Genomic DNA, 23,505 nt, shown 5'->3' with positions numbered 1-23,505 from the left:
AGCCACCAAAGCACGGAAGGAGTACGCATGACCACCGCAACCAAGCCGCTGGCCGTAGTCACCGGCGCGTCCAGCGGGATCGGGCTCGAGCTGGCGAAGCAGTTCGCCCGGCACGACTTCGACCTCGTACTCGCGGCCGAGGACGCCGAGCTGACCGCGGCGGCGGACGAGGTCCGCGCGTGGGGGGCGCGGGTCGAGGCGGTCCGGACCGACCTCGCCGCCCCGCACGGCGTCGAAGCGCTGGTCCGGCACCTCGCGGACCGCCCGGTGGAAGCACTGGCGGTCAACGCCGGCGTCGGGATCAACGGCGAGTTCGCCGGCGACACGCGGCTGGAGGACCAGCTGACGGTCGTCGACCTGAACGTGCGCTCGGCCGTGCACCTCACCAAGCGGGTCGTGCCGGGCATGGTCGGCCGCGGCCACGGCCGGGTGCTGTTCACCTCGTCGATCGCGGGCACTTCGCCCGCGCCGTACCAGGCGGTCTACGCCGCCTCGAAGGCGTTCCTGACGTCGTTCTCCGAGGGCCTGCGCGCCGAGGTGAAGGACAAGGGCGTCACCGTGACCGCGATGCTGCCCGGCCCGGTCGACACCGAGTTCTTCGACCGCGCCGACATGACGGACACCAAGCTCGCCGCCGGCGACAAGGACTCCCCGGCCGAGATCGCCGAAGCCGGCTACGAAGCCTTGATGGCCGGGAAGGACAAGATCGTTCCCGGTGCGGCGAAGAACAAGCTCCAATCGGCCGCCTCCCGCGTCCTGCCGGACGAGGCGAAGGCGAAACAGCAGGGCAAGATGATGAAGCCCGGAACGGCGGACGCATGAGCGTGGTCAAGGAAATCACCGAGAAGGCGAAGCAGGTTCAGCGCGGCTACGCCGGCGAGGCCGATCGCCCGCTGGCCGGCTACGTCGGGGTGATGGGGGTGTACTGCGCCTTCGTCGGCGGGCTGACCGTGCTGGGCCGCGCCGTCGGGGCCCGGCTGCCTCGCCGGTTCGGCGTCGGCGACACGGTGCTGCTCGGCGCGGCGACGTTCAAGGCCAGCCGGCTCCTGGCCAAGGACGCGGTCACCAGCCCGGTGCGCGCGCCGTTCACCCGGTACGAAGAACCGGCGGGCGACGACGAGCTGAACGAGTCCGTTCCGGGGAAGGGACACGTCGAACACGCGGTGGGCGAGCTTCTCTCGTGCCCGTTCTGCCTGAACGTCTGGATCGGCACCGGGCTCGCCGCGGGCCTGGTGATCGCGCCGCGGCCGGCCCGCCTGGCGGCCACCGTGCTGACCGCCGTGGGCGTGGCGGACGCCCTGCACCTGCTCTACGACGCGGGCAAGAAGCTCGCGTCCGGTTAGCCGCCCGGGCCCGGAGGGGACGTTCTTCGCTGCAGAGGGGAGGAACGTCCCCTCCGGCCGGCCGGCCGGCCGGTCATTGCCGTCAGTGCGGGCCACGGCGCAGCGGCCGGACCGCGGGCCCTTGCACCACTTCGCCGTCCACGCCGAACCGGGAGCCGTGACACGGGCAGTCCCACGTCTTTTCCGCGTCGTTGAAGGAAACCAGGCAGCCGAGGTGGGTGCAGTGCGCGCCGACGGTGTGCAGCTGCCCGGTGTCGTCGCGGTGGGCGGCGACGAGTTCGCCGCCGACGCGCACGACCTCGGCTTCGCCGGGCTGGAGGTCGTCGAGCTTCTCCGACCGCCACAGCGCCGCGACGTGGTCGCCGACCAGGTACTTCGCGACGGTCAGGTTGTCGTGGGCCACCTCGAGGACCGACCGCGGGTCGAAGCGGTTGGGGTCGAACAGGTCCGCGGCCGGGTGCGGCTCGCCGAGGATCCGCGACGCGAGGACGTGACCGGCCGCGGTGCCGCCGGTCATGCCCCACTGGCCGAACCCGGTGGCCACCCACAGGTCCTTCGTGCCCGGCAGGTACCGGCCGACGTACGGCAGCTTGTCCACAGTGGACATGTCGTGCGCCGACCACCGGTGGGTGACCCGGTGCAGGCCCGCGTGCTCGTCCGCCCAGTCCGCGAGCCGCCGGTACCGGCGTTCGACGTTGACGTGCGCGCCGACGCGGTAGTGCTCGCCGCCGGCGATCACCATCGGCGTGCCCCGCTCGGTGTACCCGCGCACGGAATGGTGCGTGTCGGCGTCGAGGAACATGCCTTCCGGTGGGGTGTTCCCGGCGGCCGGGCCCGCGACGACGAGATCGCGCACCGGGTCGAGCCGGGCGAAGTACAGGCCGCGGTCGAGCACCGGGTAGTGGGTCGCGACGACGACGTCGCCCGCCACCACGTCGCCCCGCGAGGTGCGGACGGTCCGGCCGTTCACCGCGGTCGCGCGGGCGTGTTCGACGATGGTGCCGCCCGCCCGCTCGATCTCGGCGGCCAGGCCGAGCAGCCACCGGCGCGGGTGGAAGTGCGCCTGCCCGGTGGTCCGCACCGCCCCGAGCGCGGGCACGTCTAGCGAGACGTCGTCGGTGAACGACGCCGGCAGGCCCGCCGCGGCGGCGGCGTCGGCCTCCCGCTTGAGGGAGTCCACGGTTTTTTCGCGCGTGGTGTAGACGTAGCTGTCGGCGCGGGTGAACCCGCAGTCGATCCCCAGTTCGGCCGCCGTGCCGGCGATCCACTCGGCCGCCGCGGCCTGGGTCCCGGCGTAGATCTTCGCGGCTGGAGCGCCGTGCCGGGACGTCAGGTCCGCGTACTTCACCCCGTGCTGGGCGCTGACCTTGGCGCTGGTGTGGCCGGACACCCCGGCGGCGACCCGTTCGGCCTCCAGCACGACGACCGACCGGCCGCCGCGGGCGAGCAACAGCGCGGTGGTGAGCCCGGCGATGCCCGCGCCGAGCACCGCGACGTCGGCGGACCCGGGCACCGGCACGCCGGTGCGATCCGGGGCGGGAGCGGTGTCGACCCACAGCGAAAGCGGTTCGGGCAGGGCTGTCATGCCTGCGGATGCCCGCTGAGGGGCCGATCAAACGGGCCATCCGGCCCGTTTCGGCCGTTCGGCGGGTCGGGTAGCCCTTGTGCATGAGTACCAACATCTTCGTGATCGGCCTGGACGAGGAGAACCAGCGGGTCCTGGATCGCCTGCCCTGGTCGGGGAGCTACTCGTTCCACGGCCTGCTGACCCCCGAAGAGCTGCAGCACGGCGAAATCGACTTCGAAGCCCTCCTGAAGACCGCTCAGCACCAGCTCGACGCGTTCGACGGCGACGTCGGCGCGATCGTCAGCTACTGGGACTTCCCGGCGGCGTCGCTGGTCCCCATCCTGTGCGCCCGCTACGGCCTGCCCAGCGTGTCGCTGGAGGCGGTGCTGAAGTGCGAGCACAAGTACTGGAGCAGGCTCGAACAGAGAAAGGTGATCGACGAGCTCCCGGACTTCGGCATCGTCGACCTCGACGCCGAGCGGCCCGCCCCGCCCGAGGGCGTCGGCTACCCGATGTGGCTCAAGCCGGTCAAGTCGTTCTCCTCGGAACTCGCCTTCAAGGCCGGGAACGAGCGTGAGTTCGCCGACGCCGTCGCCGAGATCCGGGCCGGTGTCGGCCGCGTGGGGGAGCCGTTCGGGTCCGTGCTCGAACAGGTCGACCTGCCGCCGGAGATCGCCCGCGTCGGCGGCGCCGCGTGCCTGGCCGAAGCGGCGCTGCACGGCGTCCAGGCCGCCGTGGAGGGGTACGTCTACCGGGGCGAGGTCGTCGTCTACGGCGCGCTCGACTCGATCAACTACCCGGACAGCTCGTCGTTCCTGCGCCACCAGTACCCGTCGCAGCTGGGCGAGGAGGTGGTGCAGCGGATGCGTGACGTCGCCGGGCGGGTGATGAAGCAGATCGGCTTCGACAACGGCACCTTCAGCATCGAGTTCTTCTGCGACCCCGAGTCCGGCCAGGTGTGCCTGCTGGAGATCAACCCGCGGCATTCGCAGTCGCACGCCGAGCTCTTCGAGTTCGTCGACGGGGTCGCCAACCACGAGATCATGGTGCGCCTCGGCCTCGGCCAGGACCCCGGGCGCCGTCCCCGCGAGGGGAAGTACCAGATCGCCGGGAAGTGGTACCTGCGCCGCTTCGAAGACGGCGTCGTGACGCGGGTGCCGACGGCCGCCGAGATCGCGGCGATCCAGGAGCGCGTCGAAGGCACCCAGATCGAGATCATCCCCGAAGCGGGACAACGGCTTTCGGACCTGCCGGAGCAGGACAGCTACAGCTTCGAGCTGGCCCACCTGTTCGTCGCGGGGCACACGGAAGACGAAATGGTGCGGAAGTACCAGGCGTGCGTCGACGCGCTGCCGTTCGAGTTCGACGAGGCATAGGAGAACGGGGGTGGCGTTCGGACATCCGAACGCCACCCCCGTTCTCGTCTCGGGCTCAGCCCGACTGCGGGTCGCTGTCGTCGTGCTCGTCGCCGCCCGACGTGCCCTGCTCGCCGCGCAGGGTCTCCCGCTGGGCCTCCGGCGTGTCGCCGTGCGGGTCGTCGCCGCGGGCGCCCTCGGCGGGCTCGGTCGGGTGCTGTGTGCGGTCCTCGGACGTCACTTCGGGGCCTCCTTCGCCGGTCCTTTCCGGACCGGATACCCCGCCACGACCGGTTGAACCGCGGCGTTTGCCGCGATCACCGTCGGGTAGCCGGGGACCGACGCGGTTGTCCCACCGGCGATCGCGCCGGGGACCGCGGCGAGGTGAGGAGACCGAGATGACCACGTCGGCGGAACCCGTCCGCCCGGGCCCCTTGGCCGCCCGGCCCGTGCCGTCCGTCCCGCGGCTGCTGCGGTTGCCCGGCGTCTACCGTCCCCAGGAGGACACCGCCCTGCTGGCCTCGGCGATCGACGACCTGACCATCCCGGCCGGCGCGCGGGCCCTGGACCTGTGCACCGGCACCGGCGCGCAGGCGCTCACCCTGGCCCGCCGCGGCGCACGGACCGTGCTGGCGGTGGACCTTTCGCGCCGGGCGCTGGTTTCGGCGCGGCTCAACGCGTTCGTCCACCAGCTCGCGGTGCGCCCGTGCCGGGGCGGCCTCGCCAGAGCACTGCGGGAAGGCCCGTACGACGTCGTGGTCGCCAACCCGCCGTACGTGCCGTCTCCGGCGCCGACGGTCCGGTCCACCCGGGGCTGGGACGCCGGCCCGGACGGTCGTGCGGTCCTGGACCCGCTGTGCTCGGCCGCCGGCACGCTCCTGCGGGCGGGCGGGACGTTGCTGCTCGTGCAGTCGGTGATGTCCGATGTGGACAAGTCGCGGCAGCTCTTGGCCGCGCAAGGGCTCCGGACGTCGGTGGCTCGTACGGCCCGGATCCCGTTCGGCCCGGTCCTGTCCGGACGGACGGAGTTCCTCGAAGCGGGTGGGCTGATCGAACCCGGCCAGCGGATGGAGGAGCTGGTGGTGCTGCGTGCCGACCGATGAGCGCCGTCCCCGCCGCGTGACGGTCGTGCCTGGCGGGCCGGTCCTCGTGGAAGGACCGGTCGAGCTGTGCACGCCGGACGGCGAAGTCGTGAAGTCCGACCGGTTCCTCGTCGCGGTGTGCGCGTGCCGTCGCAGCAAGCGGTTTCCCTTCTGCGACACCAGCCACCGCAAACGGGTGCGCACCCAGGACGACTGAGCCGGGACGGTCAGCCGAGGGGCCGGAGCAGCGAGGAGCGTCCGGCCTTCCAGCCGGCCAGCAGCTGCGTGCCGAACCGGCCTTCCAGGAACTCCGTCGCCTGGATGCCGAAGACGACGTCGGCGGCCAGTTCGGGCTCCTGCTCGAGCAGGTCGCCGAGCACGTCGTGGCGCATCACCTGTTCGTGGACCGCGTCGGCCTCGATGTGCTCGGTGTAGAAGAACCGGCACGCCTCCGGGGCGCCCAGGCGCCGCAGGGCCTGGTCCATCCGCTGCGCGGACGGCGCGGTCGTGATCTCCGCCGCCGCGAAGTGGCCGCACAGCGCGCCCCGCAGCGACCGGTGCAGGCCGAACAGCGACATCATGTTGACCACGGCCAGCATCGAGCCGGGGACGTGGTCGATCAGCTCCAGGTAGCCGTCCGGCAGCCCCGCCGCGCGCAGCAGGTCGGCGTACAGGCGCGCGTGCACGAACTCCGCGCGGCCGCCGCCGAACTCGTCGAACTCCACCGCGACCAGCGCGGCCTTGGCGCGGCCGCGCAGCCGGGGGATCACCCACGCGTGCGGGTCGGCTTCCTTGTGGTGGTAGACCGAGCGGTGCGCGAAGTACTCCCGCACCTGCTTCCAGTCGCCGTGGTCGCGCAGGAAGTGCGAAACGCCTTCGGCGTCGATCGGCTCGACCAGCAGGGCGTCGAGTTCGCCCGCCACGTCTTCGCCGCCCGCCACGTTTTCGCGGAGCGCGGCGAGGAACCGCGCCTCCAGCGCGCCGCGCAGGCGCAGCAGCTCCGGGTCCCATTCCCAGTCGGGGGACACGCCGGGGAGGCCCTGGTAGTGCAGTTCGTAGCACAGGTGCAGGGCCAGCTGGAGGTCGTCGCCGAGCGGGTCGGCGTCCGCCAGGCCGTCGAAACCCAGGTCCGCCCGCGAGTGCTCGCGCAGGAGCGTGCCCAGCACGGACACCGACAGCGGGCCGCGGGCGGCAGGCAAAACTGCCGCAAAGGGAGCCGCTCCGGGGGTGGTGGAGGTCGTCATGGCGCCTGGCTACCCCGTGAGGAGCGTTCCATGCCCCGCCGGCACGGTTCGCGCGGTGAGCCACCGCACCGCGGCCGCCGTCCCGCGCCCGGCTACCGCACGCTGCTGCACGGACCCGGTGCCGTCGGTGCGCAGCGCCGCCAGCAGGGTCTCGACCTCCTCGAGGTCACCGCTTTCCTCCAGGGGTTCCCGCACGTGCGCGAGGAGTTCGCCGACCAGCGACCACGCGGGGCGCCGGGTCTCCTCGCCGGCGTCGACGAGCTGCCCGGTGAGTCCGTGGCGCGCCGCGGTCCACACCGCCGCCGCGGCGACCTGCGGGGACAGCGGCGCCGCTTCCCGGCCGCGGTCGAGGTCGGCCAGCGCCCGCCGGACCAGCGCCCGGCTGAGCAGGGCCTGCAGCACGGCGTGGTCGACGGTCAGCGCGGTGTCGGCGATCCGGAACTCGACCGTCGGGAACCGGCCGGACGGACGGGCCAGCCAGAACGTCTGGTCCGGGTCCACGAGCGCGCCGCAGCCGACCAGCGTCTCGACCGCCCGGCGGTATTCGGCGTGCCCCCGCAGGTACGGCGCGACGCCGGAGCCGGGGAACCGGGACTGCAGGACCATCCGCCAGCTGTGGTAGCCGGTGTCGCGCCCGTGGTCGAACGGCGCGTTGGCCGACAGCGCGAGCAGCGTCGGCAGCCGGCGTCCCAGGTGGTTGACGACGGCGACCGCGGTGTCGGGATCATCGACCCCGACGTGGACGTGACAGCCGCAGGCGTCGTAGTCGGCGACCATCGCGCCGTAGGCCGCGTCGATTTCGGCGTAGCGGCCCGTGCCCTCGGACGGCGTGGCGGCCGGTCCTGGCCCGACCGGCGTGCCGGTGGCCAGGAGCGCGCAGTCCTCGGCCGCGGCGGCCCCGGCCAGCACGCGGCGGGCCGCCGTCAGCTGGTGCCGGAGCTCGTCGGCGGTCGTGCAGACGCCGCTGGCGGCCTCGATCTGGGTGAGCCGCAGTTCACGGTGGACCTTGGCGCCGTGGGGGAGCGGCCCGTGGTGGCGGTAGCGCGCCAGCACCGGCTCCGCGCACGGCGACGCGTGTCCCGTGCGCGGGTTCACGAGGAGGAACTCCTCTTCGACACCCATCGTGGGCGGGCCGTCGGACATGGGCGGGCTCCTTCCGCACGTCTTCTCGGGGGTTCCGGGTGGCGGAGCCCCCGGCCCGGGCGCAGCCCGGATGGTGCAGGCGCGTTCGCCGGGGGTACCCGCTCGGGCCGCGAAAATGCACCTGGACGCCGGGCTTGTTTCGCCGAGAGCGCGCCGCGGGTACCTCGCAGCCATGACGACTCACGAGCGGTTGCGCGTGGCCGCGGCCGATTCGCCGCCCACCCACCGTCTGCCCGCGCCCCGTGCCCCGTCGGACGGTGACCTGCGGAGCCGGACCCGGTGGAAGAGCGCGGACGCGATCGTCGTGGAGGTCGGCGGGGACGTCGACCTGTGCACCGCGCCCCTGCTGGAAGCCGCGCTGGCCGAGCACGTCCGCGCGTGCCCCGGCGTCCTGCGCGTCGACCTGGGACAAGTCGGGTTCCTCGGCGCCGCGGGGCTGCGGGCGCTGGTGCGCGCCGGCCAGGACGCCGAAGCCGCCGGTGTCCACCTCGTCGTCGATCCCGGGCGGTCTCGCGCGGCGGTGCGCGCGCTCGAACTGCTCGACGCCCTCGACGGGTTCCTTCGTTAGCTGTCGCCGGCGAGGAGGTCGACGACGTCTTCCGCGCGCTGCCGCTCCGCGAACCGACGTCGTTGCCGGTCGGCGCCCCCGCCCTCGGCGGCCAGCCGCGCCGTTCCCTCTCTCGCGAAGTCGAGGTCCCCGGCCGCTTCCAGCGCGGGTGCCGTCAGCGCGACCAGGTCGTCGAGCACCGCCTTCGCCGGTTCGAGGTCGCCGCTCTTCGGGTGCGGGCAGCAGCCCATGACCCCTTCCCGCGAGGCCCGCCAGAGCTGGGCCCGCAGCACCTCGTTCGACAGGTGCGGCGGCGGGGCGTCGTCGTCGAGCGCGGTGGCGACCAGGCCCCGGGCGAGCACCGCCAGCAGGACCGCTTCCTCCGGCTCCGCGGCGACGTCGGCGATGCGGAATTCCAGCGTCGGCTGCTTCTCCGACAGCCGGACGTCCCAGTAGATCATCCCGCGATCGAGGATGGAGCCCGCGCGCAGCCACGCGTCGACGATGCTTTCGTACTCGTCCAGCGACGCGAAGCGCGGCGGCGGGCCGGCCGACGGCCAGCGGCTCCACTGCTGGTAGCGCCAGCTGCTGTAACCGGTGTCGTAGCCGTCGGAGACCGCCGAGTTCGCGGTCACCGTCAGGAGGGCGGGCAGCCACGGCCGGATCCAGCCGAGCACCCGGATGCCGGTCTCCTTGTCGGGGATCGCGACGTGGACGTGGCAGCCGCAGGTGTGCGAAGTCCGCGCGGTGGCGCCGAAGTGCTCGGCCATCCGCTCGTAGCGCGGGTTCGGCGTGATGCTCGGCGGGTCCGCTTCGAACAGCACGGGGGACGCGGCGGGCAGCAGGCGGCACCCGCGCCGCCGCGCCGCCTCGGCCAGGTCGCCGCGCAGCCCGCGCAGCTGGCGCAGGGCTTCGGCGTGGGTCCGGCAGACGTCGGTGGCGGCCTCGGCCTGCGACCGCGTCAGTTCGTGCTGCAGCTCGCCCTGGTCGTCGCCGGCCGCCTCCGCGGCGTCGACGACGTCGTCGCCGGTCTGGGACAGGTGACCGCGGCGGTCGACGACGAAGAACTCCTCTTCGACGCCGAAGGTCAGCACGTCGCCGCTTGGTTCGTTCACCGGTGGGCTCTCCTGGAGGTCGTTTCGGGGTCCGGGTGGCGGAGCCCCGGTTCGGGGCGCGGCCCCGGATGGCGCCGTCGGGGACCGCCTGGGTACCCGGAAGTGGACTGGGGCAAACGCGTTTTCCCCGGCGAGGAGCGGGTATCCGGCCGGTCATGAACCCGAGTGCCGCCTCATCCCCGACGCTGGCGGCGAGGCGCTCGCCGCCACGGGGGACTCGGTGGGGGAGGTCGGCCGGGTGCCGGCGCAGGCCGGGACCGTGGCCTTGCTGATGACGAAGGAACTGGAGAACTCCCAGGTCGCCCTGCGGGACCTGGCCACACCGTGAGGACACCGATGTCGACCGACGCGATCGTGCTGCTCAAGAACGACCACAAGACCGTGGAGAAGCTCTTCAAGCAATTCGAAAAGGCGGGGGAGGACGCCTACGACGAGAAGCGCCGGATCGCCGACTCGATCATCGAAGAGCTGACCGTCCACGCCTACATCGAGGAAGAGATTTTCTACCCGGCCGCGCGGGGAGCTGTGCCGGAGACGAAGGACCACATCCTGGAAAGCGTCGAGGAGCACCACGTCGTCGTGTGGATGCTTTCGGAGCTGGTCGGCATGGACGCGAAGGAAGAGACCTTCGACGCGAAGGTCACGGTGCTCACCGAGAACGTCCGCCACCACGTCGAAGAGGAAGAAGACGAGTGGTTCCCCCAGGTCCGCTCGGCGATGGGCCGCAAGCAGCTGCAGGAGCTGGGGCAGCGGATGATCGACGCGCGCCCGAAAGCCCCGAAGAACCCCTTGGACCTCAAGAGCGCGAAAGCCTGAGTCAGGGGCCTACGGTGTAGTGAATGACTCATTCCTGTCGTCCGGTGACAGGAATGAGTCATTCATTACGTCCGGACGCTCACTGCTTCGCGACGACGCGGATCGACTCGAGCTTCGAGTCGGCGGGGTCGGGCAGCTGCATGCCCGCGCCCAGCCCGCTGCGCAGGTAGTCGAGCATCGGCTGGGTGAGCACCTCGCCGGGCAGCACGCCGGGCGCGCCCGGCGGGTAAGGCGTGATCATCTCCGCCGCGATCCGGCCCGCGGCCTGCTCGGCGGGCACCTGCTCGGCCGGGCCGAAGAAGGCGTCACGCGGCAGCATCGCCGTCTCCAGTTCCATCTCCCGCGGCGACGGCAGGTCCACCTTCGGCGGCTTCTCGAACGAAGGCGCGGCCTTGACCAGCGCGCGGAGCGCGTCGACGAGCGTGCCCGACGTTTCGTCGTCGTCCGAATGGTTGAACTGGGCCACGATCCGGCGGTGGTCGGACAGGCCGACGGTGACGCGCTGGTGCTCGCGCAGCCAGTCGGCCGCCTGGTAGCCGCTGATGCCCAGCGGGTCGAGGTCGAGCACGACCTTCAGCGGGTCGAGAGAGTCGGCCAGGTCCGGGCCGAGGAACTCGTCGTGCAGCACGGTCAGGCCCTCCTCGGCCAGCCGGCCGCGGACCGACTTCACCAGCGTCAACGCGCCGTCCAGCAACTCCTTGCCCTGCTCGGCCATCTGACGGCGCCAGCCGTCGAGGGCCGCGTAGACCAGCGAGCTGGGGCTGGTCGTGCCGAGCAGGTCCTCGCGCGCCTTCAGCACGTCCGGGTCGACGCGGTCGCCCCGCAGGTGGAAGACCGAACTCTGCTCGACCGCGGCACCCATCTTGTGCACGCTCGTGACGCACAGGTCGGCACCCGCGTCCATGCCCCACGGCGGCAGGGCGTCGTGGAAGGGCAGGTGCGCGCCCCACGCCTCGTCGACGATCAGCGGGAGCCCGCGTTCGTGGCACCAGTCGGCGATCGCGCGCAGGTCACCGCACGTGCCGTAGTCCGTCGGGGTCACCACGAGGGCACCCTTGACGTCGGGATCGCGCTCGTAGGCCTCCGCGAACTCCCGCACGCCCGGCGGGTGACTCAAGTGCCGTCCGGCGTCCCAGTGCGGGCGCACCCACACCGGCCGGACGCCGCTGACGATCAGCCCCGAGATCACCGACTTGTGGACGTGCCGCGGCACCAGCAGCTTTTCGTGCGGGCCGGCGACGGCGAGCATCGCGCTCTTGACCGAAAGCGAGCTGCCGCACGTCGAGAAGAAGGTGTGGTCGGCGCCGACCGCGTCGGCCATCAGCGCCTGGGCTTCGGCGAGCACGCCCTGACGCATCAGCCGGTCGTCGAGGCCGTTGAGCGCGATGACGTCGGAGCGGAACACGTCGGCGCCCACGACCTCCAGCACTCGCGGATCGATGCCGCGGCCCTGTTTGTGGCCGGGCGCGTTGAAGGGAACGTAGCCGGCGCTGTGGTAGTCGCGCAGCGCCTCCAGCACTGGTGCCTTGCTGTGGTCCATTCGGCCGGGGTAGCCGGAGCCGGGCCGCGCGAAACGCCCCCGGTTGTGTGACGGTACCTCGTGCGGGTATCCCGGAGGGCATGGAGTGGCACGAGGAGCTGCACGAGCGGGCGGACGAGCGGATCGAGCACCTGGACGAGCGGCTGTGGGCCGTCGCCACCGCACTGCACGAACGACCGGAACTGTCCTATGAGGAGCACGCTGCCGCCGACGGGCTCACGCGCGAGCTGGCCGCGGACGGGTTCGAGGTGGAGACCGGGATCGCGGGACTGCCGACCGCGTTCGTCGCGCGGGCCGGCCAAGGGCGGCCGTGCGTCGCGCTGCTCCTGGAATACGACGCGCTGCCCGGCCTCGGGCACGCCTGCGGGCACAACCTGATCGCCGCGGCCGGGCTCGGTGCCGCGCTGGCCGCCAAGGACGTGCTGGGGGACGCCCCGGGTTCGCTGCTCGCGGTGGGCACACCCGCCGAGGAACGCGGCGGCGGCAAGGTCGCCATGGCCGAGGCCGGCGTCTTCGACGACGTCGACGCGGCCCTGATGATCCACCCCGGCGTCCACTCCTGGTCGTGGGCGCCGCTGACCGCGCAGGTGGAGCTGAAGGTGACCTTCCACGGCCGCGCCGCCCACCCGACCGGCGACCCCGAGCACGGCATCGACGCCCTCGCCGCGCTGATCCAGGCGTTCGGCGCGATCTCCGCCCTGCGCCAGCGGCTGCCCGCGGGCTCCCACGTCCAGGGCATCATCACCCACGGCGGCGAGGCGACGAACATCGTGCCCGACCGCGCCGAAGGCCGGTTCGGCCTCCGCGCGCAGACCACCGACGCGCTGGACCGGCTGGCCGAGGACGTCGCGACCTGCGCCGAGGGCGCCGCGCTGGCGACCGGCGCGAAGGTGGACGTCGAACGCCTCGGGCGCGGTTACGCGCACTTCCGCGACAACCCGGTGCTGTCGGAGCGGTTCACCGAGCACCTGGCGGCGTGGGGCGTCCACGCGACCCCGCCGGCGCCCGGCGTGTTCCTGGGGTCGTCGGACATCGGCGACGTCAGCGTCCGCGTGCCGGCCATCCACCCGTTCGTCGGGATCACGGCGGAGGAGAAGTCGGACCACACGCCGGAGTTCGCGGCCGCGGCGGCGAGCCCGCGGGGACGGGCGGCGATGCTGGCGTCGGCGGCGGCGCTGGCCCGCACGGCGATCGACCTGCGGACGCACCCGGCGCTGGTCAGCCGGGCGTGGGACTGCTTCCGGGACCTGGCGCGGAACGGGCGGTGACCGGCCGCGGACGACATGAATGACTCATTCCTGTCGTCCGGCGACAGGAATGAGTCATTCATGTCGTCCGACCGCGGCTAGGCGACGGAGGTGTAGTGCGAGGCGTCACCCTCGAGCGACTCGCTGGGCCGCCCGTCGATCCCCGCGGGCACGTCCCCGGCGACCGTGACGCGGTTGAGCCGCCGCGGCAGGCCGTCGTAGTTGTCGATCGCGTAGTGCTGGGTGATCCGGTTGTCGAACAGCACCAGCTGGTTCGGCTCCCATGTCACGCGCACGACGTTCTCCGGCCGTGTGACGTAGGACTGCAGCAGCCGCAGCAGATCGCGCGACTCCGTCACCGACAGGCCCTCGATCCGCTGGGCGAACCCGCCGATGAACAGGCCGCGCTCGCCGGTCACCGGGTGCACCCGCACCACCGGGTGCACGGTCCGGTACTTCCGCGAGACGAACTGCTCCCGCCGCGCCCGCTCCTGCTCGTCCACCGTCTCCGGCGGCTGGACGTAGTCGTAGTCGTTGGTGTGCACCGCCCGCAGCGTGTCGGCGAACGCGCGCAGCGGCGCCGGCAGGTCGCGGTAGGCCGCCGCGGTGTTCGCGATCAGCGTCTCCCCGCCGTAGGGCGGCACCACGAGGCTGCGCAGCGTGCTGGCCTTCGGCGGGTTGAGGACGAACGTGACGTCGGTGTGCCAGTGGTTGGCCCGCCCGCGCTCGCTGTCCACCGGCAGGATCGCCGGAGCGCCGTCGACGGCGGGCACCGTCGGGTGGGCCTTGGTCAGCTCGCCGAAGCGCGCGGCGAACCGCTGCTGGCCTTCGTCGTCGAGGTCGACGTTGCGGAACACGAGCGCCTTGTGCTCGTGCAGGGCGTCGGCCAGGAAGGCCACCTGCGTGCTGTCGAGGTCGCCGGCGGGGTCGAAGCCGACGATCTCGGCGCCGATCCCCCCGGTCAGCTTGCGGACGTCGGTGCCGATGGTGGTCATGCGGGCTCCTTCACTCGGTTGCGGTTGACGGGTCGCGCGAGGCCGTAGTGCTCGCGCAGGGTGGTGCCGGAGTACTCGGTGCGGAACAGCCCGCGCCGCCGCAGTTCCGGGACGACGAGGTCGACGAAGTCGTCGAGCCCGCCGGGCAGGGTGGGTGGCATGACGTTGAAGCCGTCGGCGGCGCCGCCGCGGAACCACGCCTCCAGCTCGTCGGCGACCTGGACCGGGGTGCCGGCGAAGACGCGGTGCCCGCGCCCGCCGGCCAGCCGCTCCAGGAGCTGCCGGATGGTCAGGTCCTCGCGCCGGGCCAGGCCGACGACCAGCTCGAACCGGCTTTGGCCGCCTTCGGTGAAGCTGCCGACGTCGGGCAGCGGGCCGTCCAGCGGGTAGCCGGTGACGTCGTGGTCGAGCATCTTGGACAGCTGCCGCAGCCCGTAGTCCGGGGTGATCAGCGCGTTCAGCTCGGCCTCGCGCTCGCGCGCCTCCGCTTCGGTGCGGCCGAGGATCGGCGAGATCCCGGGCAGGATCTTGAGCTCGTCCGGCGTCCGGCCGTACCGGGCGAGCCTGCCCTTGACGTCGTCGTAGAACGCCTTGCCCTCGGCCAAGGTCTGCTGGGCGGTGAACACGGCTTCGGCGTGCCGGGCCGCGTACTCCTTGCCGGTCTCCGACGAGCCGGCCTGGACGAGCAGCGGGTGCCCCTGGGGCGGGCGTTCGACGTTCAGCGGCCCGCGGACCTGGAAGTGGGGCCCGTCGTGGGCGATCGCGCGGATCCGATCGGTGTCGGCGTAGACGCCGCTCGCCCGGTCGACGACCGCGGCGTCGTCGTCCCAGCTGTCCCACAGCTTCTTGACGACCTCGACGAACTCCTCGGCCCGGTCGTACCGCGCGTCGTGGGAGGGGCGCTTGGCCAGGTTGAAGTTCCGGGCCTCGTCGATGCCCGCCGAAGTGACGATGTTCCAGCCCGCGCGCCCGCCGGAGAGGTGGTCGAGCGACGCGAACTTCCGCGCCAGGTGGTAGGGCTCGTTGTAGGTCGTCGACGCGGTCGCGATCAGTCCGATGTGGACCGTGGACGCGGCGATCGCCGACAGCAGCGTCAGCGGTTCGAAGTGGCTGTGGGAGTTGTGCTTGACGTTGCTCCACAGCGCGACGCCGTCGGCGAGGAAGATCGAGTCGAGCTTGCCGCGCTCGGCGGTCCGCGCGATGTCCACGTAGTGCTGCAGCGTCCGGGCCCGGTGCGGGTCGGTCGACGGGTGCCGCCAGGCGGCCTCGTGGTGCCCGTTCGGCATCACGAAGGCGTTGAGGTGCATCATGCTTTCTCCTTGGGGCGCCAGGTCGAGAACCGGCGTTCGAGGGCCACGAAGCCCTGGTTGACGAGCACGCCGAGGATCGAGACCGCGATGATCCCGGCGTACATCTGGGGAATGAGGAAGTTGACCTGGGTGGTGTTGATCAGGTAGCCGAGCCCGGCCTTCGCGCCGACCATCTCCGCCGCGACCAGCACCAGGATCGAGTACGACGCCGCCAGCCGGATGCCGGTGAACACCGTCGGCACGGCCGCCGGCAGGATCACCTTCCGGAACAGCCGCGGGCTCGACAGCGCGAGTGACCGCGCGGCCTTGACCAGCAGCGGGTCGACCGAGTGCACACCGGCGATCGTGTTGAGCAGCACCGGCCACACGCACGCGTAGACCACCAGGCTGATCTTCGACAGTTCGCCGATGCCCAGCAGCAGCGTGAACACCGGCAGCAGGGCCAGCGCGGCGGTGTTGCGGGCCAGCTCCAGAAGCGGCTGCAGGAACCGCGCCACCGGCCGGTACCAGCCGATCAGCAGCCCGAGCGGGACCCCGGCGGCGACGGCGAGCGCGAACCCGGCGGCCGACCGGCCGATGCTGGCCAGCAGGTGCTCGGCGAGCTCGCCGTCGGCCACGAGACCCCACAGGGCCCGCAGGTCTTCCGACAGCGGTGGCAGGAACGTCCGCGTGCTCTCGTCGAGGACGAACCGGGGGACCAGCTCCCACAGCGCTGCGAACAGCACGACGGCGGCCGACCCGTGGACCGCACGGGCGAGTCTCGTGCGCCAGCGCCGCGGCTTCCGCCGCACGGGTGCGGGTCCGATGTGGACAGCGGGCGCTTCGAGGGTGGTGGTCATCGGACCGCACTCCGTTCGTGTTCGGCCGCCTTGCGGACCTCGTCGTGCAGCAGTTCCCAGAGCCGGTGGCGCTGCCGCCCGAACGCCGCGCCGGAGCGGACGTCGCCGTCGCGGTCGCCGAGGTCCACGTCGACGACGGCCTTGAGCCGCCCGGGCCGCGACGTCAGCACCGCGACCCGCTGCCCGAGGTAGACGGCCTCGTCGATGCCGTGGGTGATGAACACGATCGTCTTGCCGGTGCGGCGCCAGATCCGCAGCAGCTCCTCCTGCAGCTGCTCGCGGGTCTGGGCGTCGAGGGCGGCGAACGGCTCGTCCATCAGCAGCACCGCCGGGTCGTAGACGAGGCTGCGGGCGATCGCTACGCGCTGCTTCATCCCGCCCGACAGCTCGTGCGGGTAGCGGTCCTCGAAGCCGGAAAGCCCGACCAGGGCGAGGTATTCGCGCGCCCGCTCCGCCCGCTGCCGCTTGCCGAGCGAGCCGCCCTCGAGGCCGAACTCGACGTTCGCGCGGGCGGTGCGCCACGGGAACAGCGCGTACTGCTGGAATACGACCCCGCGGTCGAGGCCGGGGCCGCGCACCGGCTCGCCGTCGATGAGCACCTCGCCGGACGTCGGGGTGGCGAGCCCGCCGAGCAGGTCGAGCAGCGTCGACTTGCCCGAGCCGCTCGGCCCGACCAGCGACAGGAACGTGCCGTCGGCGATGTCGAGGGAGACGTCGTCGAGCGCGGTGAGCTCGCCGAAGGTCTTGGTCACCGAGCGGATGGCGATCACTTCGTCACCGCCGGGGCACCGTCGCGGTAGGGGTTGAACTCGTTGGTGTAGAGCTTCGAGGTGTCGATCTCGTCGCCCTTGAGGTAGCCCTGCTCCTTCAGCCACGGCTCCCAGAGCGTGTAGTCCTTGTCCGAGATCAGGCCGCCGCGGGTGATGCCGACGCTCTTCCAGTACTTCAGCGTGTCCGTGCTCTCGTTGCGGCCGCGGGCCTGGATGATCTGGGTGAAGCGGGCGATCACCTCGTCGCGCGGGGTCGTGCGCTCCCACTCGATGGCCCTGGCCACCCCGGAGACGAAGATCTTCGTCGTCTCCGGGTACTTCTTGATGAAGTCGGTGCGCAGCACGTACGGGCCGCCGTTGTAGGGGCCGAACGCGCCGACGTCGCTGAACAGTGGCCGGACGCCGCCGGCCGCCAGGGCGTGGTCCTGCAGGATCCCCTGCAGCGCGGCGACGTCGAGCTGACCGTTGCGCAGGGCCTGCTCCGCGTTCACCGGCGGGATCACGACGAGCTGCACCTGCTTGATCTCGTCGCCGGACAGGCCCTGGCCCTTCAGCCACGTGTCGAGCGCGGCCTCGAGGTTCGCCCCGGCGGTGTTGACGCCGACCTTCTTGCCGATCAGGTCGCGGGCGGTCCGGATCGGACTGTCCTGTTTGGTGTAGAAGCCGATGAAGGCCTTCTCGTCGGAGCCGTAGTAGTTGACGACGGCCTTGACGGGCGCGCCGGCTTCGACGAGCTTGACGACCGCGCCGGTGAAGGCGCCGCCGAAGTCGGTCTGGTCGGTGGCCGCGGACTGGATGTCCTGCGGGCCGCTGATCGTGTTGCCGACCCACTTCAGCTTGACCGGGCCGAAGTAGCCCAGGTCCTCGGCGAGTTCGGGCAGGGTCACGGAGTTCGCGCTGCCCTGGTAGCGCAGTTCCAGCTTCTCCGGTTGCCCGGGCGCACCGGTGGCCGTCGCCGAAGCGCAGCCGGCCAGCAGCACGGCGGCGGCGAACAGGGGCAGGATTTTCTTCACGGTGGTTTCGTCCGTTCCGGGAGTCGGCGGGGTTGCCCCGATTCTTCGGGGCCGCCGAGCGGACGGTCAATTTTGCGAGTTCGTGAAATAACTGTGTTGGTTCACGCTCTGCCGGTCGACGATGCGCGCGCCCACCGGGTCAGGAGCGGACCGAGCGGGTCTTCGTAGAGCACGTCGAGGAGCACCGCGCCACCGGCCGTCGCCAGCTCGGTGCCCGGGAAGCTCGTGGCGGCAACGGTTTCCACCGGGTCGGGGCAGCGTGATCGCCGCCGGACCTCGTCCCGGATGGTGGAAAGGCACCCGGGCACCCGGGCTACACTCCGGTCGACCACCACGAGCACCGCCGGGTTCAGCACGTCGAGCAGCAGAGCGGCCGCCTGGCCGACGATCCGCGCGCGCTCGTGGAACAACCGCACCGCCGCGGAATCGCCCGACGCGGCGAGCGCGAGCAATTCCGGAAAGTCCGGACGCGCGACGATCCCGCTTTCCGCGGCCCGCCGCGCGAGGGTCGCTTCGGAAACGGTCGCTTCGAGGCAGCCGGTCCGTCCGCAGCGGCACGGCTCGGTGCTGTCGTCGACGGGGAGGTGCGCGACGACGCCTGCGGCCGACCGCGGGCCGTGGTGCACTCCCGCCCCGGTGGCGAACGCGGCGTCGACGACGTTGCCGGTGAACAGCTGCACGATGCTCTCGCGCGCCCGCGGGTGCCCGAAGAGCCGTTCGGCGTGGACCAGCGCCCGCGCGTGCCCGTCGACCTCCACGGGGAGGCCGGTGCTTTCCGCCAGCAGGTCGCGCACCGGCACGTTCCGCCAGCCCAGTGGTGGGTGCTCGACCACGGTGCCGGACTCGCGGTCCACCCAGCCGCCGGCGGCGACCCCGAGGCCGAGCGGCTCGCGGTCCGGCGCGTGCCCGAGCAGGAGGTCGTCGAGGATCTCGGCGGCGCGGGCGAGCAGGTCTTCGGCCGCCAGGCCGTCGTGTGGCTCTTCGTGCTGCACCAGGACGTTCCCGCGCAGGTCGAGCAGGGCGACGGTGGCGTGGTGCACGGCCAGGTGCAGCGCGCCGGCGACGTGCCGCCCGGTGTCGAGGTCGACCGGCACGTGCGGCCGCCCGACGCGGCCGCGCGGCTCGGGCTCGACGAGTTCGTGCAAGAGCCCGAGCCGGGCCAGCTCGGCGGTGTGCCCGGTGACCGCGGCCGCGGACAGCCCCGTCCGCCGCGCGATCGTGCTGCGCGCGATCGGTCCTGCGTCGAGGACCGCCCGCAGGACCGCGCTCGCGCTCGCACTGCGCCGGACGCCGCGCGCGTCCGTCCTCTGTGGACCGTCCACCGGGGAGGGCATGGCCCGATCGTGGCAGACGCGGCGGCGCGCGCCCAGCGTGCCCACGATGTGGGGACTTGACGCATACCCATATGGGAATATGATGAGCCCGTGGCACGAGCAGCGACGACGGCGGACACGTTCAACGCGGTCGCCGAACCCCGGCGGCGGCAGATCCTCGACCTCCTCATGGGCGGTGAGCGGTCGGTCGGCGACCTCGTGGACCTGCTCGGCCTGGCCCAGCCGCAGGTGTCGAAGCACCTGCGGGTGCTGCGGGAGGTCGGCGCGGTCGACGTCCGCGGCGACGGCCGCCAGCGGCTCTACCGGCTCAACGGGCCCGCGCTCAAGCCCATCCACGACTGGGTCAAGCGGTACGAACGGACGTGGGCGGAGCGGTTCGACCTCATGGACGACGTCCTCGAGGAACTGAAGGAACAGGAGCAGTGACGTGGAGATCACCACCCCGGGCGACTACCGGATCCTCATCACGCGCGAGTTCGACGCGCCGAAACACCTGGTCTACCGCGTGTGGACCACGCCGGAGCTGGTGAAGCGCTGGTGGAGCGGCCACCGCGGGACCACCACCGAGGTCGCGATGGACCTGCGGCCCGGCGGGCGCTGGCGGTACGTGCTGAAGACCGCAGAGGGTGCGGAGGTCGGCTTCCACGGCGAGTACCGGGAAATCGTCCCGGACGAGCGGATCGTCTACACCGAGGTGTTCGAGATGCCGGGGGTGGACCTCGACACCGTGGACGGCCCGCTCAACACGGTCAGCTTCACCGCCCTCGACGGCGACCGCACGCGCTTGGAGCTGCTGACCGAAACGGGCAGCCGGGAACTGCGGGACACGATCCTCGAATCCGGCATGGAGGTCGGTGCCCAAGGGCAGATGGTGATCATCGAGGAGCTGGCGAACTCCCTGCGTTAGTTCGCTGTCGCGTCATTCGACCGTTAGCTCGGCCGTACAACCGGCAATACCCCTGAGCGTCTTGATGACTGTGCAGGCGGCGAGGGGCCGCCTACGGTGAAACAGCCCCGGCAGCCGGCGGGCTTCCCGCGCGGGCCGCGCGCAGGAACCGCTCGCCGGTCTTCGCCAGTTCCCCGGCGAGTTCCGGGGCGTCGAGCACCTCGAAGTCGACTTCGAGCAGCCCGAGGTGCAGCCCGAGCATGGGCGCGTTGTCGGACCCGACCTCGGCGACGCACCGGTCCGGCCCCTCGGGCGTCACTGCGATCGCGATCGGCAGCCGGGCCCGCACGCGCTCCGCCGAAGCGTGCAGCCGCACCTTCGCGTGGAACCGCCACGTCGCCGCGCCCACATTGCGCTGCACGAACTGCGCGACGTCGCCCTCGGGTGGTTCGCGCGGGGCGAACCGCGGGCCGTTCGGCACCTTCGGCGTCATCCGGTCGACGCGGAAGGTGCGCCAGTCGCCGCGGGCGGTGTCCCAGGCGACGAGGTACCAGCGCCATCCCCAGCTGACCAGCCGGTGCGGCTCGACGTCGCGGCGGCTCGGCGTGCGCTGGTGGCTCGTGTAGTCGAAGCGCAGCCGTTCGCTCGCGCGGATCGCCGCCGCGATCGCGGTCAGCACGTCCGCGTCGACGGCCGGGCCCGCGCCGGGCACCGCGACCGTCGCGGTCTGCAGCGCCCGCACCCGGTGCCGCAGCCGCGACGGCAGCACCTGCTCCAGCTTGGCGAGCGCGCGCACCGACGTCTCGGCGATGCCGGCGACGCCCGTCGCCGTCCGGAGCCCGACCGCGACGGCCACCGCTTCGTCGTCGTCCAGCAGCAACGGCGGCAGCTGCGCGCCCGCGCCGAGCCGGTAGCCGCCCTGGACGCCGGGGGCGGCTTCGACCGGGTAGCCGAGCTCCCGCAGCTTGCCGATGTCGCTGCGGACGGTGCGCGCGGTGACGCCGAGCCGGCCGGCCAGGTCGGCGCCGGTCCAGTCGCGCCGCGTCTCGAGCAGCGACAGCAGCCGGAGGAGGCGAGCGGAGGTCTGCAACATCTTCCGAGGATCGCACGAATCGCGGAAGGAAGTCTTCCGCAATGGCTCCTAGCGTGCTTCCCATGACGAACGAAATCCACCCCTTCCGCATCGAGATCCCGCAGGCCGAGCTGGACGGCCTCCACCGCCGTCTCGCCGACGCCCGGTTCGCCGAACCCGTGCCCGGCGACGAGCCGGACTGGTCCCGCGGCATCCCCACGGACGTCGTCCGGGAGCTGGCCGAATACTGGCGCGACGGCTACGACTGGCGAGCCCATGAGGCGGCGCTCAACGCGTTCCCGCAGTTCACGACCCTGATCGACGGCCAGGCCATCCACTTCCTGCACGTCCGCTCGCCCCAGGCCGACGCGATGCCGCTGCTGCTCACCCACGGCTATCCCAGCTCGATCGCCGAGTTCCTCGACGTCATCGGCCCGCTGACCGAGCCGGGCCCGGACGCGTTCCACGTCGTCGTCCCGTCGCTGCCGGGCTTCGGGTTCTCGACGCCGCTGAGCGGCCCCGGCTGGGAGCTGGCCCGGACGACGGACGCGTTCGCCGAGCTGATGACCCGGCTCGGCTACGACCGCTTCGCCGCCCAAGGCGGCGACATCGGCGCGGGCGTCACCGGGCGGCTCGCGGCGCTGTACCCGGACCGCGTCATCGGCACCCACGTCAACAGCGACCGCGGCACGATCGCGCTGGCCGGCGAGCAGCTGCCGGTGCCGGAGAACCTGTCCGACGCCGAACAGTCCGAATTGGACGCCGCGCGCGAGGCGTGGCGGGCGGGCCGCGGTTACCTCGACCTGCAGTCGCACAAGCCCGAGACGATCGGGGCCGCGCTCACCGACTCCCCGGTCGGGCAGCTGGCCTGGATCGCGGAGAAGTTCCAGGCCTGGACCGGCGCGGACGGCGTCGATCGCGACCGGCTCCTGACGAACGTCAGTCTCTACTGGTTCACTCGCAGCGGCGCGACCGCGGCCCGGTTCCTTTACGAGGCCGCCCATTCCGGACACGGCTGGCTGGCACCTTCGGACGTCCCGGCGGGCTGGGCGGTGTTCAACACCTCGCCGGTGGTCCGGCGGATCATGGACCCCGGGAAGAAGATCGCGCACTGGTCGGAGTTCGCCGAGGGCGGCCACTTCGCGGCGATGGAGCAGCCCAGGCTGCTGGTGGGCGACATCCGCGCGTTCTTCCGCGGGCTGCGGCCGTGAACGTCCGCGCGCTCAACCGGGCGCTGCTCGCGCGCCAGCACCTCCTCGAGCGGACAGCGCAGCCGGCCGCCGCGCTGCTGGGGCACCTCGTCGGCATGCAGGCGCAGGCCCCGCTGGCGCCCTACGTCGGGATGTGGACGCGGATCCCGGGGTTCCGCCCGGAGGAACTGGCCGCACTGATCACCGGGCGGGACGCCGTGCGCGGGTCGCTGATGCGGGGGACGGTCCACCTCGTCCTGGCCGAGGACGCGCGGATCCTGCGGCCGCTGATCCAGCGCGTCGCCGCGAGCGGCTACACCGGGCACTTCGGCAGCCGGATCGGCGACGCCGACCTCGACGCGGTGGCCGCCGCCGGGCGTGCGTGGCTCGAGGAACGGCCGCGCACCCGGCGGCAGCTGCGGTATCTGTTCGCCGAACGCTGGCCGGAGCACGATGCCGAAGCGCTCTCGTACGCGTTCGGCTACTTCGTCCCGACGGCCCAGCTCCCGCCCCGCGGCGTCTGGGGCTCGACCGGCCCGGCCGTGCTCACGACCCTGGACGGCTGGCTCGGCCGTCCCTTGGCCGAAAAGCCGCCGATCGAGGACGTGGTGCGCCGCTACCTGCGCGCGTTCGGCCCGGCGTCGGTCGCCGATGTCCAGGCGTGGTCGGGGCTGACGAAGCTGCGGGAGGTCGTGGAGCCGATGGCGCTGCGGACATTCCGCGCCGAGTCCGGCGAAGTGCTTTACGACGTCGAAGACGGCTTGCTCCCCGACCCGGACACCCCGGCGCCTGCCCGGTTCCTCCCGGAGTACGACAACGTCCTGCTCTCGCACGCCGACCGGGCCCGGGTGCTCCCGCCCGGGCGGCGCGTCCCGCTGCCGCCGGGCAACGGCGCCTCGCGGGGAACGGTGCTGGTGGACGGGTTCTACCGCGCGGACTGGCGGCTGCGCGCCGACCGACTGGAGGTCACCGCGCACGACCGGCTCACCGCCCGGGAGCGCGCGGAAATCACCGGGGAGGGCGAGCGGCTGCTGGAGTTCCTCGGCGCAGGTGAGCAGTCTGCCGTGGCCGTCGTGAGCTGCGACAGAGGGTTAGAA

General features: G+C 72.4%; 25 protein-coding genes. 12 read left to right on the top strand and 13 right to left on the bottom strand.

Annotation, left to right across the window (positions count from 1 at the left end):
• Positions 1 to 27: 27 nt before the first annotated feature.
• A complete protein-coding gene (locus CF165_RS30020; protein WP_093950961.1) occupies positions 28 to 822 on the top strand; it encodes an SDR family NAD(P)-dependent oxidoreductase in 795 nt (264 codons plus the stop codon).
• Positions 819 to 1,343, top strand: a complete 525-nt coding sequence (locus tag CF165_RS30015; protein WP_093950960.1) for a DUF1360 domain-containing protein — start codon at positions 819 to 821, stop codon at positions 1,341 to 1,343. Before CF165_RS30020 ends, CF165_RS30015 begins: the two co-directional genes overlap by 4 nt.
• An 82-nt stretch (positions 1,344 to 1,425) precedes the next feature.
• On the opposite strand, the gene CF165_RS30010 is transcribed toward CF165_RS30015, so the two are convergent.
• Positions 1,426 to 2,928, bottom strand: a complete 1,503-nt coding sequence (locus CF165_RS30010) for an FAD-dependent oxidoreductase (protein ID WP_093950959.1) — start codon at positions 2,926 to 2,928, stop codon at positions 1,426 to 1,428.
• 83 nt (positions 2,929 to 3,011) lie between these two features.
• On the opposite strand from CF165_RS30010, the gene CF165_RS30005 reads away from it, so the two are divergent.
• Entirely contained in the window at positions 3,012 to 4,286 is a 1,275-nt protein-coding gene (locus tag CF165_RS30005; RefSeq protein WP_093950958.1) for an ATP-grasp domain-containing protein, read from the top strand.
• A 55-nt stretch (positions 4,287 to 4,341) separates the two neighbouring features.
• Here the strand turns inward: CF165_RS30005 and CF165_RS51800 are convergent, their stop codons facing one another.
• Positions 4,342 to 4,506 carry a hypothetical protein gene (locus CF165_RS51800; protein WP_167441605.1) on the bottom strand — a complete coding sequence of 55 codons (165 nt, stop codon included), beginning with the start codon at positions 4,504 to 4,506 and terminating at the stop codon, positions 4,342 to 4,344.
• 157 nt (positions 4,507 to 4,663) lie between these two features.
• Between CF165_RS51800 and CF165_RS30000 the strand changes: the two genes are divergently transcribed.
• Together CF165_RS30000 and CF165_RS29995 are read left to right on the top strand one after the other, a co-directional pair.
• Entirely contained in the window at positions 4,664 to 5,368 is a 705-nt protein-coding gene (locus tag CF165_RS30000) for a methyltransferase (protein ID WP_093950957.1), read from the top strand.
• Positions 5,355 to 5,564, top strand: coding sequence for a CDGSH iron-sulfur domain-containing protein (locus tag CF165_RS29995; protein ID WP_093950956.1), 210 nt, complete (start codon positions 5,355 to 5,357; stop codon positions 5,562 to 5,564). Before CF165_RS30000 ends, CF165_RS29995 begins: the two co-directional genes overlap by 14 nt.
• A 10-nt stretch (positions 5,565 to 5,574) precedes the next feature.
• On the opposite strand, the gene CF165_RS29990 is transcribed toward CF165_RS29995, so the two are convergent.
• Both CF165_RS29990 and CF165_RS29985 read right to left on the bottom strand, forming a co-directional pair.
• Positions 5,575 to 6,591 carry an iron-containing redox enzyme family protein gene (locus tag CF165_RS29990; RefSeq protein ID WP_093950955.1) on the bottom strand — a complete coding sequence of 339 codons (1,017 nt, stop codon included), beginning with the start codon at positions 6,589 to 6,591 and terminating at the stop codon, positions 5,575 to 5,577.
• A gap of 9 nt (positions 6,592 to 6,600) precedes the next feature.
• Positions 6,601 to 7,734, bottom strand: coding sequence for a carboxylate-amine ligase (locus CF165_RS29985; protein WP_093950954.1), 1,134 nt, complete (start codon positions 7,732 to 7,734; stop codon positions 6,601 to 6,603).
• Positions 7,735 to 7,906: 172 nt separating this feature from the next.
• Here CF165_RS29985 and CF165_RS29980 point away from each other — a divergent pair, with 172 nt between their 5' ends.
• The gene (locus CF165_RS29980; protein WP_093950953.1) at positions 7,907 to 8,302 is read left to right on the top strand and encodes an STAS domain-containing protein; all 396 of its coding nucleotides are present in this window, start codon (positions 7,907 to 7,909) and stop codon (positions 8,300 to 8,302) included.
• Here CF165_RS29980 and CF165_RS29975 read toward each other — a convergent pair.
• On the bottom strand, positions 8,299 to 9,396 hold the full coding sequence (locus CF165_RS29975) for a carboxylate-amine ligase (protein WP_093950952.1): 1,098 nt from the start codon (positions 9,394 to 9,396) through the stop codon (positions 8,299 to 8,301). The two genes, CF165_RS29980 and CF165_RS29975, sit on opposite strands and share 4 nt — an antisense overlap.
• Before the next feature lie 336 nt (positions 9,397 to 9,732).
• Here CF165_RS29975 and CF165_RS29970 point away from each other — a divergent pair, with 336 nt between their 5' ends.
• A complete protein-coding gene (locus tag CF165_RS29970; protein ID WP_093950951.1) occupies positions 9,733 to 10,212 on the top strand; it encodes a hemerythrin domain-containing protein in 480 nt (159 codons plus the stop codon).
• Positions 10,213 to 10,291: 79 nt separating this feature from the next.
• Here CF165_RS29970 and CF165_RS29965 read toward each other — a convergent pair whose 3' ends face one another.
• Complete coding sequence (locus CF165_RS29965; protein ID WP_093950950.1) at positions 10,292 to 11,752, bottom strand: aminotransferase class I/II-fold pyridoxal phosphate-dependent enzyme; 1,461 nt, start codon at positions 11,750 to 11,752, stop codon at positions 10,292 to 10,294.
• 80 nt (positions 11,753 to 11,832) lie between these two features.
• Between CF165_RS29965 and CF165_RS29960 the strand changes: the two genes are divergently transcribed.
• Positions 11,833 to 13,020 carry an amidohydrolase gene (locus CF165_RS29960; RefSeq protein WP_093950949.1) on the top strand — a complete coding sequence of 396 codons (1,188 nt, stop codon included), beginning with the start codon at positions 11,833 to 11,835 and terminating at the stop codon, positions 13,018 to 13,020.
• Between the two features lie 77 nt (positions 13,021 to 13,097).
• Here CF165_RS29960 and CF165_RS29955 read toward each other — a convergent pair whose 3' ends face one another.
• The 6 genes from CF165_RS29955 to CF165_RS29930 form a co-directional block, all read right to left on the bottom strand.
• On the bottom strand, positions 13,098 to 13,994 hold the full coding sequence (locus CF165_RS29955) for a TauD/TfdA dioxygenase family protein (protein ID WP_093950948.1): 897 nt from the start codon (positions 13,992 to 13,994) through the stop codon (positions 13,098 to 13,100).
• The gene (locus tag CF165_RS29950) at positions 13,991 to 15,304 is read right to left on the bottom strand and encodes an LLM class flavin-dependent oxidoreductase (RefSeq protein WP_093950947.1); all 1,314 of its coding nucleotides are present in this window, start codon (positions 15,302 to 15,304) and stop codon (positions 13,991 to 13,993) included. Before CF165_RS29950 ends, CF165_RS29955 begins: the two co-directional genes overlap by 4 nt.
• Positions 15,301 to 16,143, bottom strand: coding sequence for an ABC transporter permease (locus CF165_RS29945; protein ID WP_093950946.1), 843 nt, complete (start codon positions 16,141 to 16,143; stop codon positions 15,301 to 15,303). Before CF165_RS29945 ends, CF165_RS29950 begins: the two co-directional genes overlap by 4 nt.
• Complete coding sequence (locus CF165_RS29940; protein WP_093950945.1) at positions 16,140 to 16,913, bottom strand: ABC transporter ATP-binding protein; 774 nt, start codon at positions 16,911 to 16,913, stop codon at positions 16,140 to 16,142. Before CF165_RS29940 ends, CF165_RS29945 begins: the two co-directional genes overlap by 4 nt.
• Entirely contained in the window at positions 16,910 to 17,926 is a 1,017-nt protein-coding gene (locus CF165_RS29935; RefSeq protein ID WP_093950944.1) for an ABC transporter substrate-binding protein, read from the bottom strand. Before CF165_RS29935 ends, CF165_RS29940 begins: the two co-directional genes overlap by 4 nt.
• 101 nt (positions 17,927 to 18,027) lie before the next feature.
• Complete coding sequence (locus tag CF165_RS29930) at positions 18,028 to 19,260, bottom strand: ROK family protein (protein WP_093950943.1); 1,233 nt, start codon at positions 19,258 to 19,260, stop codon at positions 18,028 to 18,030.
• 90 nt (positions 19,261 to 19,350) lie between these two features.
• Here CF165_RS29930 and CF165_RS29925 point away from each other — a divergent pair, with 90 nt between their 5' ends.
• Both CF165_RS29925 and CF165_RS29920 read left to right on the top strand, forming a co-directional pair.
• On the top strand, positions 19,351 to 19,686 hold the full coding sequence (locus CF165_RS29925; protein ID WP_093950942.1) for an ArsR/SmtB family transcription factor: 336 nt from the start codon (positions 19,351 to 19,353) through the stop codon (positions 19,684 to 19,686).
• A 1-nt stretch (position 19,687) separates the two neighbouring features.
• Entirely contained in the window at positions 19,688 to 20,167 is a 480-nt protein-coding gene (locus CF165_RS29920; RefSeq protein WP_093950941.1) for an SRPBCC family protein, read from the top strand.
• 91 nt (positions 20,168 to 20,258) lie between these two features.
• On the opposite strand, the gene CF165_RS29915 is transcribed toward CF165_RS29920, so the two are convergent.
• Positions 20,259 to 21,239, bottom strand: a complete 981-nt coding sequence (locus tag CF165_RS29915) for a helix-turn-helix transcriptional regulator (protein WP_093950940.1) — start codon at positions 21,237 to 21,239, stop codon at positions 20,259 to 20,261.
• A 62-nt stretch (positions 21,240 to 21,301) separates the two neighbouring features.
• On the opposite strand from CF165_RS29915, the gene CF165_RS29910 reads away from it, so the two are divergent.
• Entirely contained in the window at positions 21,302 to 22,429 is a 1,128-nt protein-coding gene (locus CF165_RS29910; RefSeq protein WP_439098525.1) for an epoxide hydrolase family protein, read from the top strand.
• Positions 22,426 to 23,505: winged helix DNA-binding domain-containing protein (locus tag CF165_RS29905; protein ID WP_143268696.1), on the top strand; the 1,080-nt coding region annotated here is incomplete at its 3' end. The genes CF165_RS29910 and CF165_RS29905, both read left to right, overlap by 4 nt.

Origin of the sequence: Amycolatopsis vastitatis, from assembly GCF_002234595.1 — a bacterium.
GTDB lineage: Bacteria > Actinomycetota > Actinomycetes > Mycobacteriales > Pseudonocardiaceae > Amycolatopsis > Amycolatopsis vastitatis.
Note: the sequence above shows the minus strand (reverse complement) of the source record. Positions and strands in the feature narration are given on the sequence as shown.

Bases quoted from the DNA above. Each gene is read 5' to 3' on its own strand.
- CF165_RS30020 (WP_093950961.1), top strand. From the start codon at position 28: ATGACCACCGCAACCAAGCCGCTGGCCGTAGTCACCGGCGCGTCCAGC.
- CF165_RS30015 (WP_093950960.1), top strand. From the start codon at position 819: ATGAGCGTGGTCAAGGAAATCACCGAGAAGGCGAAGCAGGTTCAGCGC.
- CF165_RS30010 (WP_093950959.1), bottom strand. From the start codon at position 2,928: ATGACAGCCCTGCCCGAACCGCTTTCGCTGTGGGTCGACACCGCTCCC.
- CF165_RS30005 (WP_093950958.1), top strand. From the start codon at position 3,012: ATGAGTACCAACATCTTCGTGATCGGCCTGGACGAGGAGAACCAGCGG.
- CF165_RS30000 (WP_093950957.1), top strand. From the start codon at position 4,664: ATGACCACGTCGGCGGAACCCGTCCGCCCGGGCCCCTTGGCCGCCCGG.
- CF165_RS29990 (WP_093950955.1), bottom strand. From the start codon at position 6,591: ATGACGACCTCCACCACCCCCGGAGCGGCTCCCTTTGCGGCAGTTTTG.
- CF165_RS29985 (WP_093950954.1), bottom strand. From the start codon at position 7,734: ATGTCCGACGGCCCGCCCACGATGGGTGTCGAAGAGGAGTTCCTCCTC.
- CF165_RS29980 (WP_093950953.1), top strand. From the start codon at position 7,907: ATGACGACTCACGAGCGGTTGCGCGTGGCCGCGGCCGATTCGCCGCCC.
- CF165_RS29970 (WP_093950951.1), top strand. From the start codon at position 9,733: ATGTCGACCGACGCGATCGTGCTGCTCAAGAACGACCACAAGACCGTG.
- CF165_RS29965 (WP_093950950.1), bottom strand. From the start codon at position 11,752: ATGGACCACAGCAAGGCACCAGTGCTGGAGGCGCTGCGCGACTACCAC.
- CF165_RS29960 (WP_093950949.1), top strand. From the start codon at position 11,833: ATGGAGTGGCACGAGGAGCTGCACGAGCGGGCGGACGAGCGGATCGAG.
- CF165_RS29955 (WP_093950948.1), bottom strand. From the start codon at position 13,994: ATGACCACCATCGGCACCGACGTCCGCAAGCTGACCGGGGGGATCGGC.
- CF165_RS29950 (WP_093950947.1), bottom strand. From the start codon at position 15,304: ATGATGCACCTCAACGCCTTCGTGATGCCGAACGGGCACCACGAGGCC.
- CF165_RS29945 (WP_093950946.1), bottom strand. From the start codon at position 16,143: ATGACCACCACCCTCGAAGCGCCCGCTGTCCACATCGGACCCGCACCC.
- CF165_RS29930 (WP_093950943.1), bottom strand. From the start codon at position 19,260: ATGCCCTCCCCGGTGGACGGTCCACAGAGGACGGACGCGCGCGGCGTC.
- CF165_RS29915 (WP_093950940.1), bottom strand. From the start codon at position 21,239: ATGTTGCAGACCTCCGCTCGCCTCCTCCGGCTGCTGTCGCTGCTCGAG.
- CF165_RS29910 (WP_439098525.1), top strand. From the start codon at position 21,302: ATGACGAACGAAATCCACCCCTTCCGCATCGAGATCCCGCAGGCCGAG.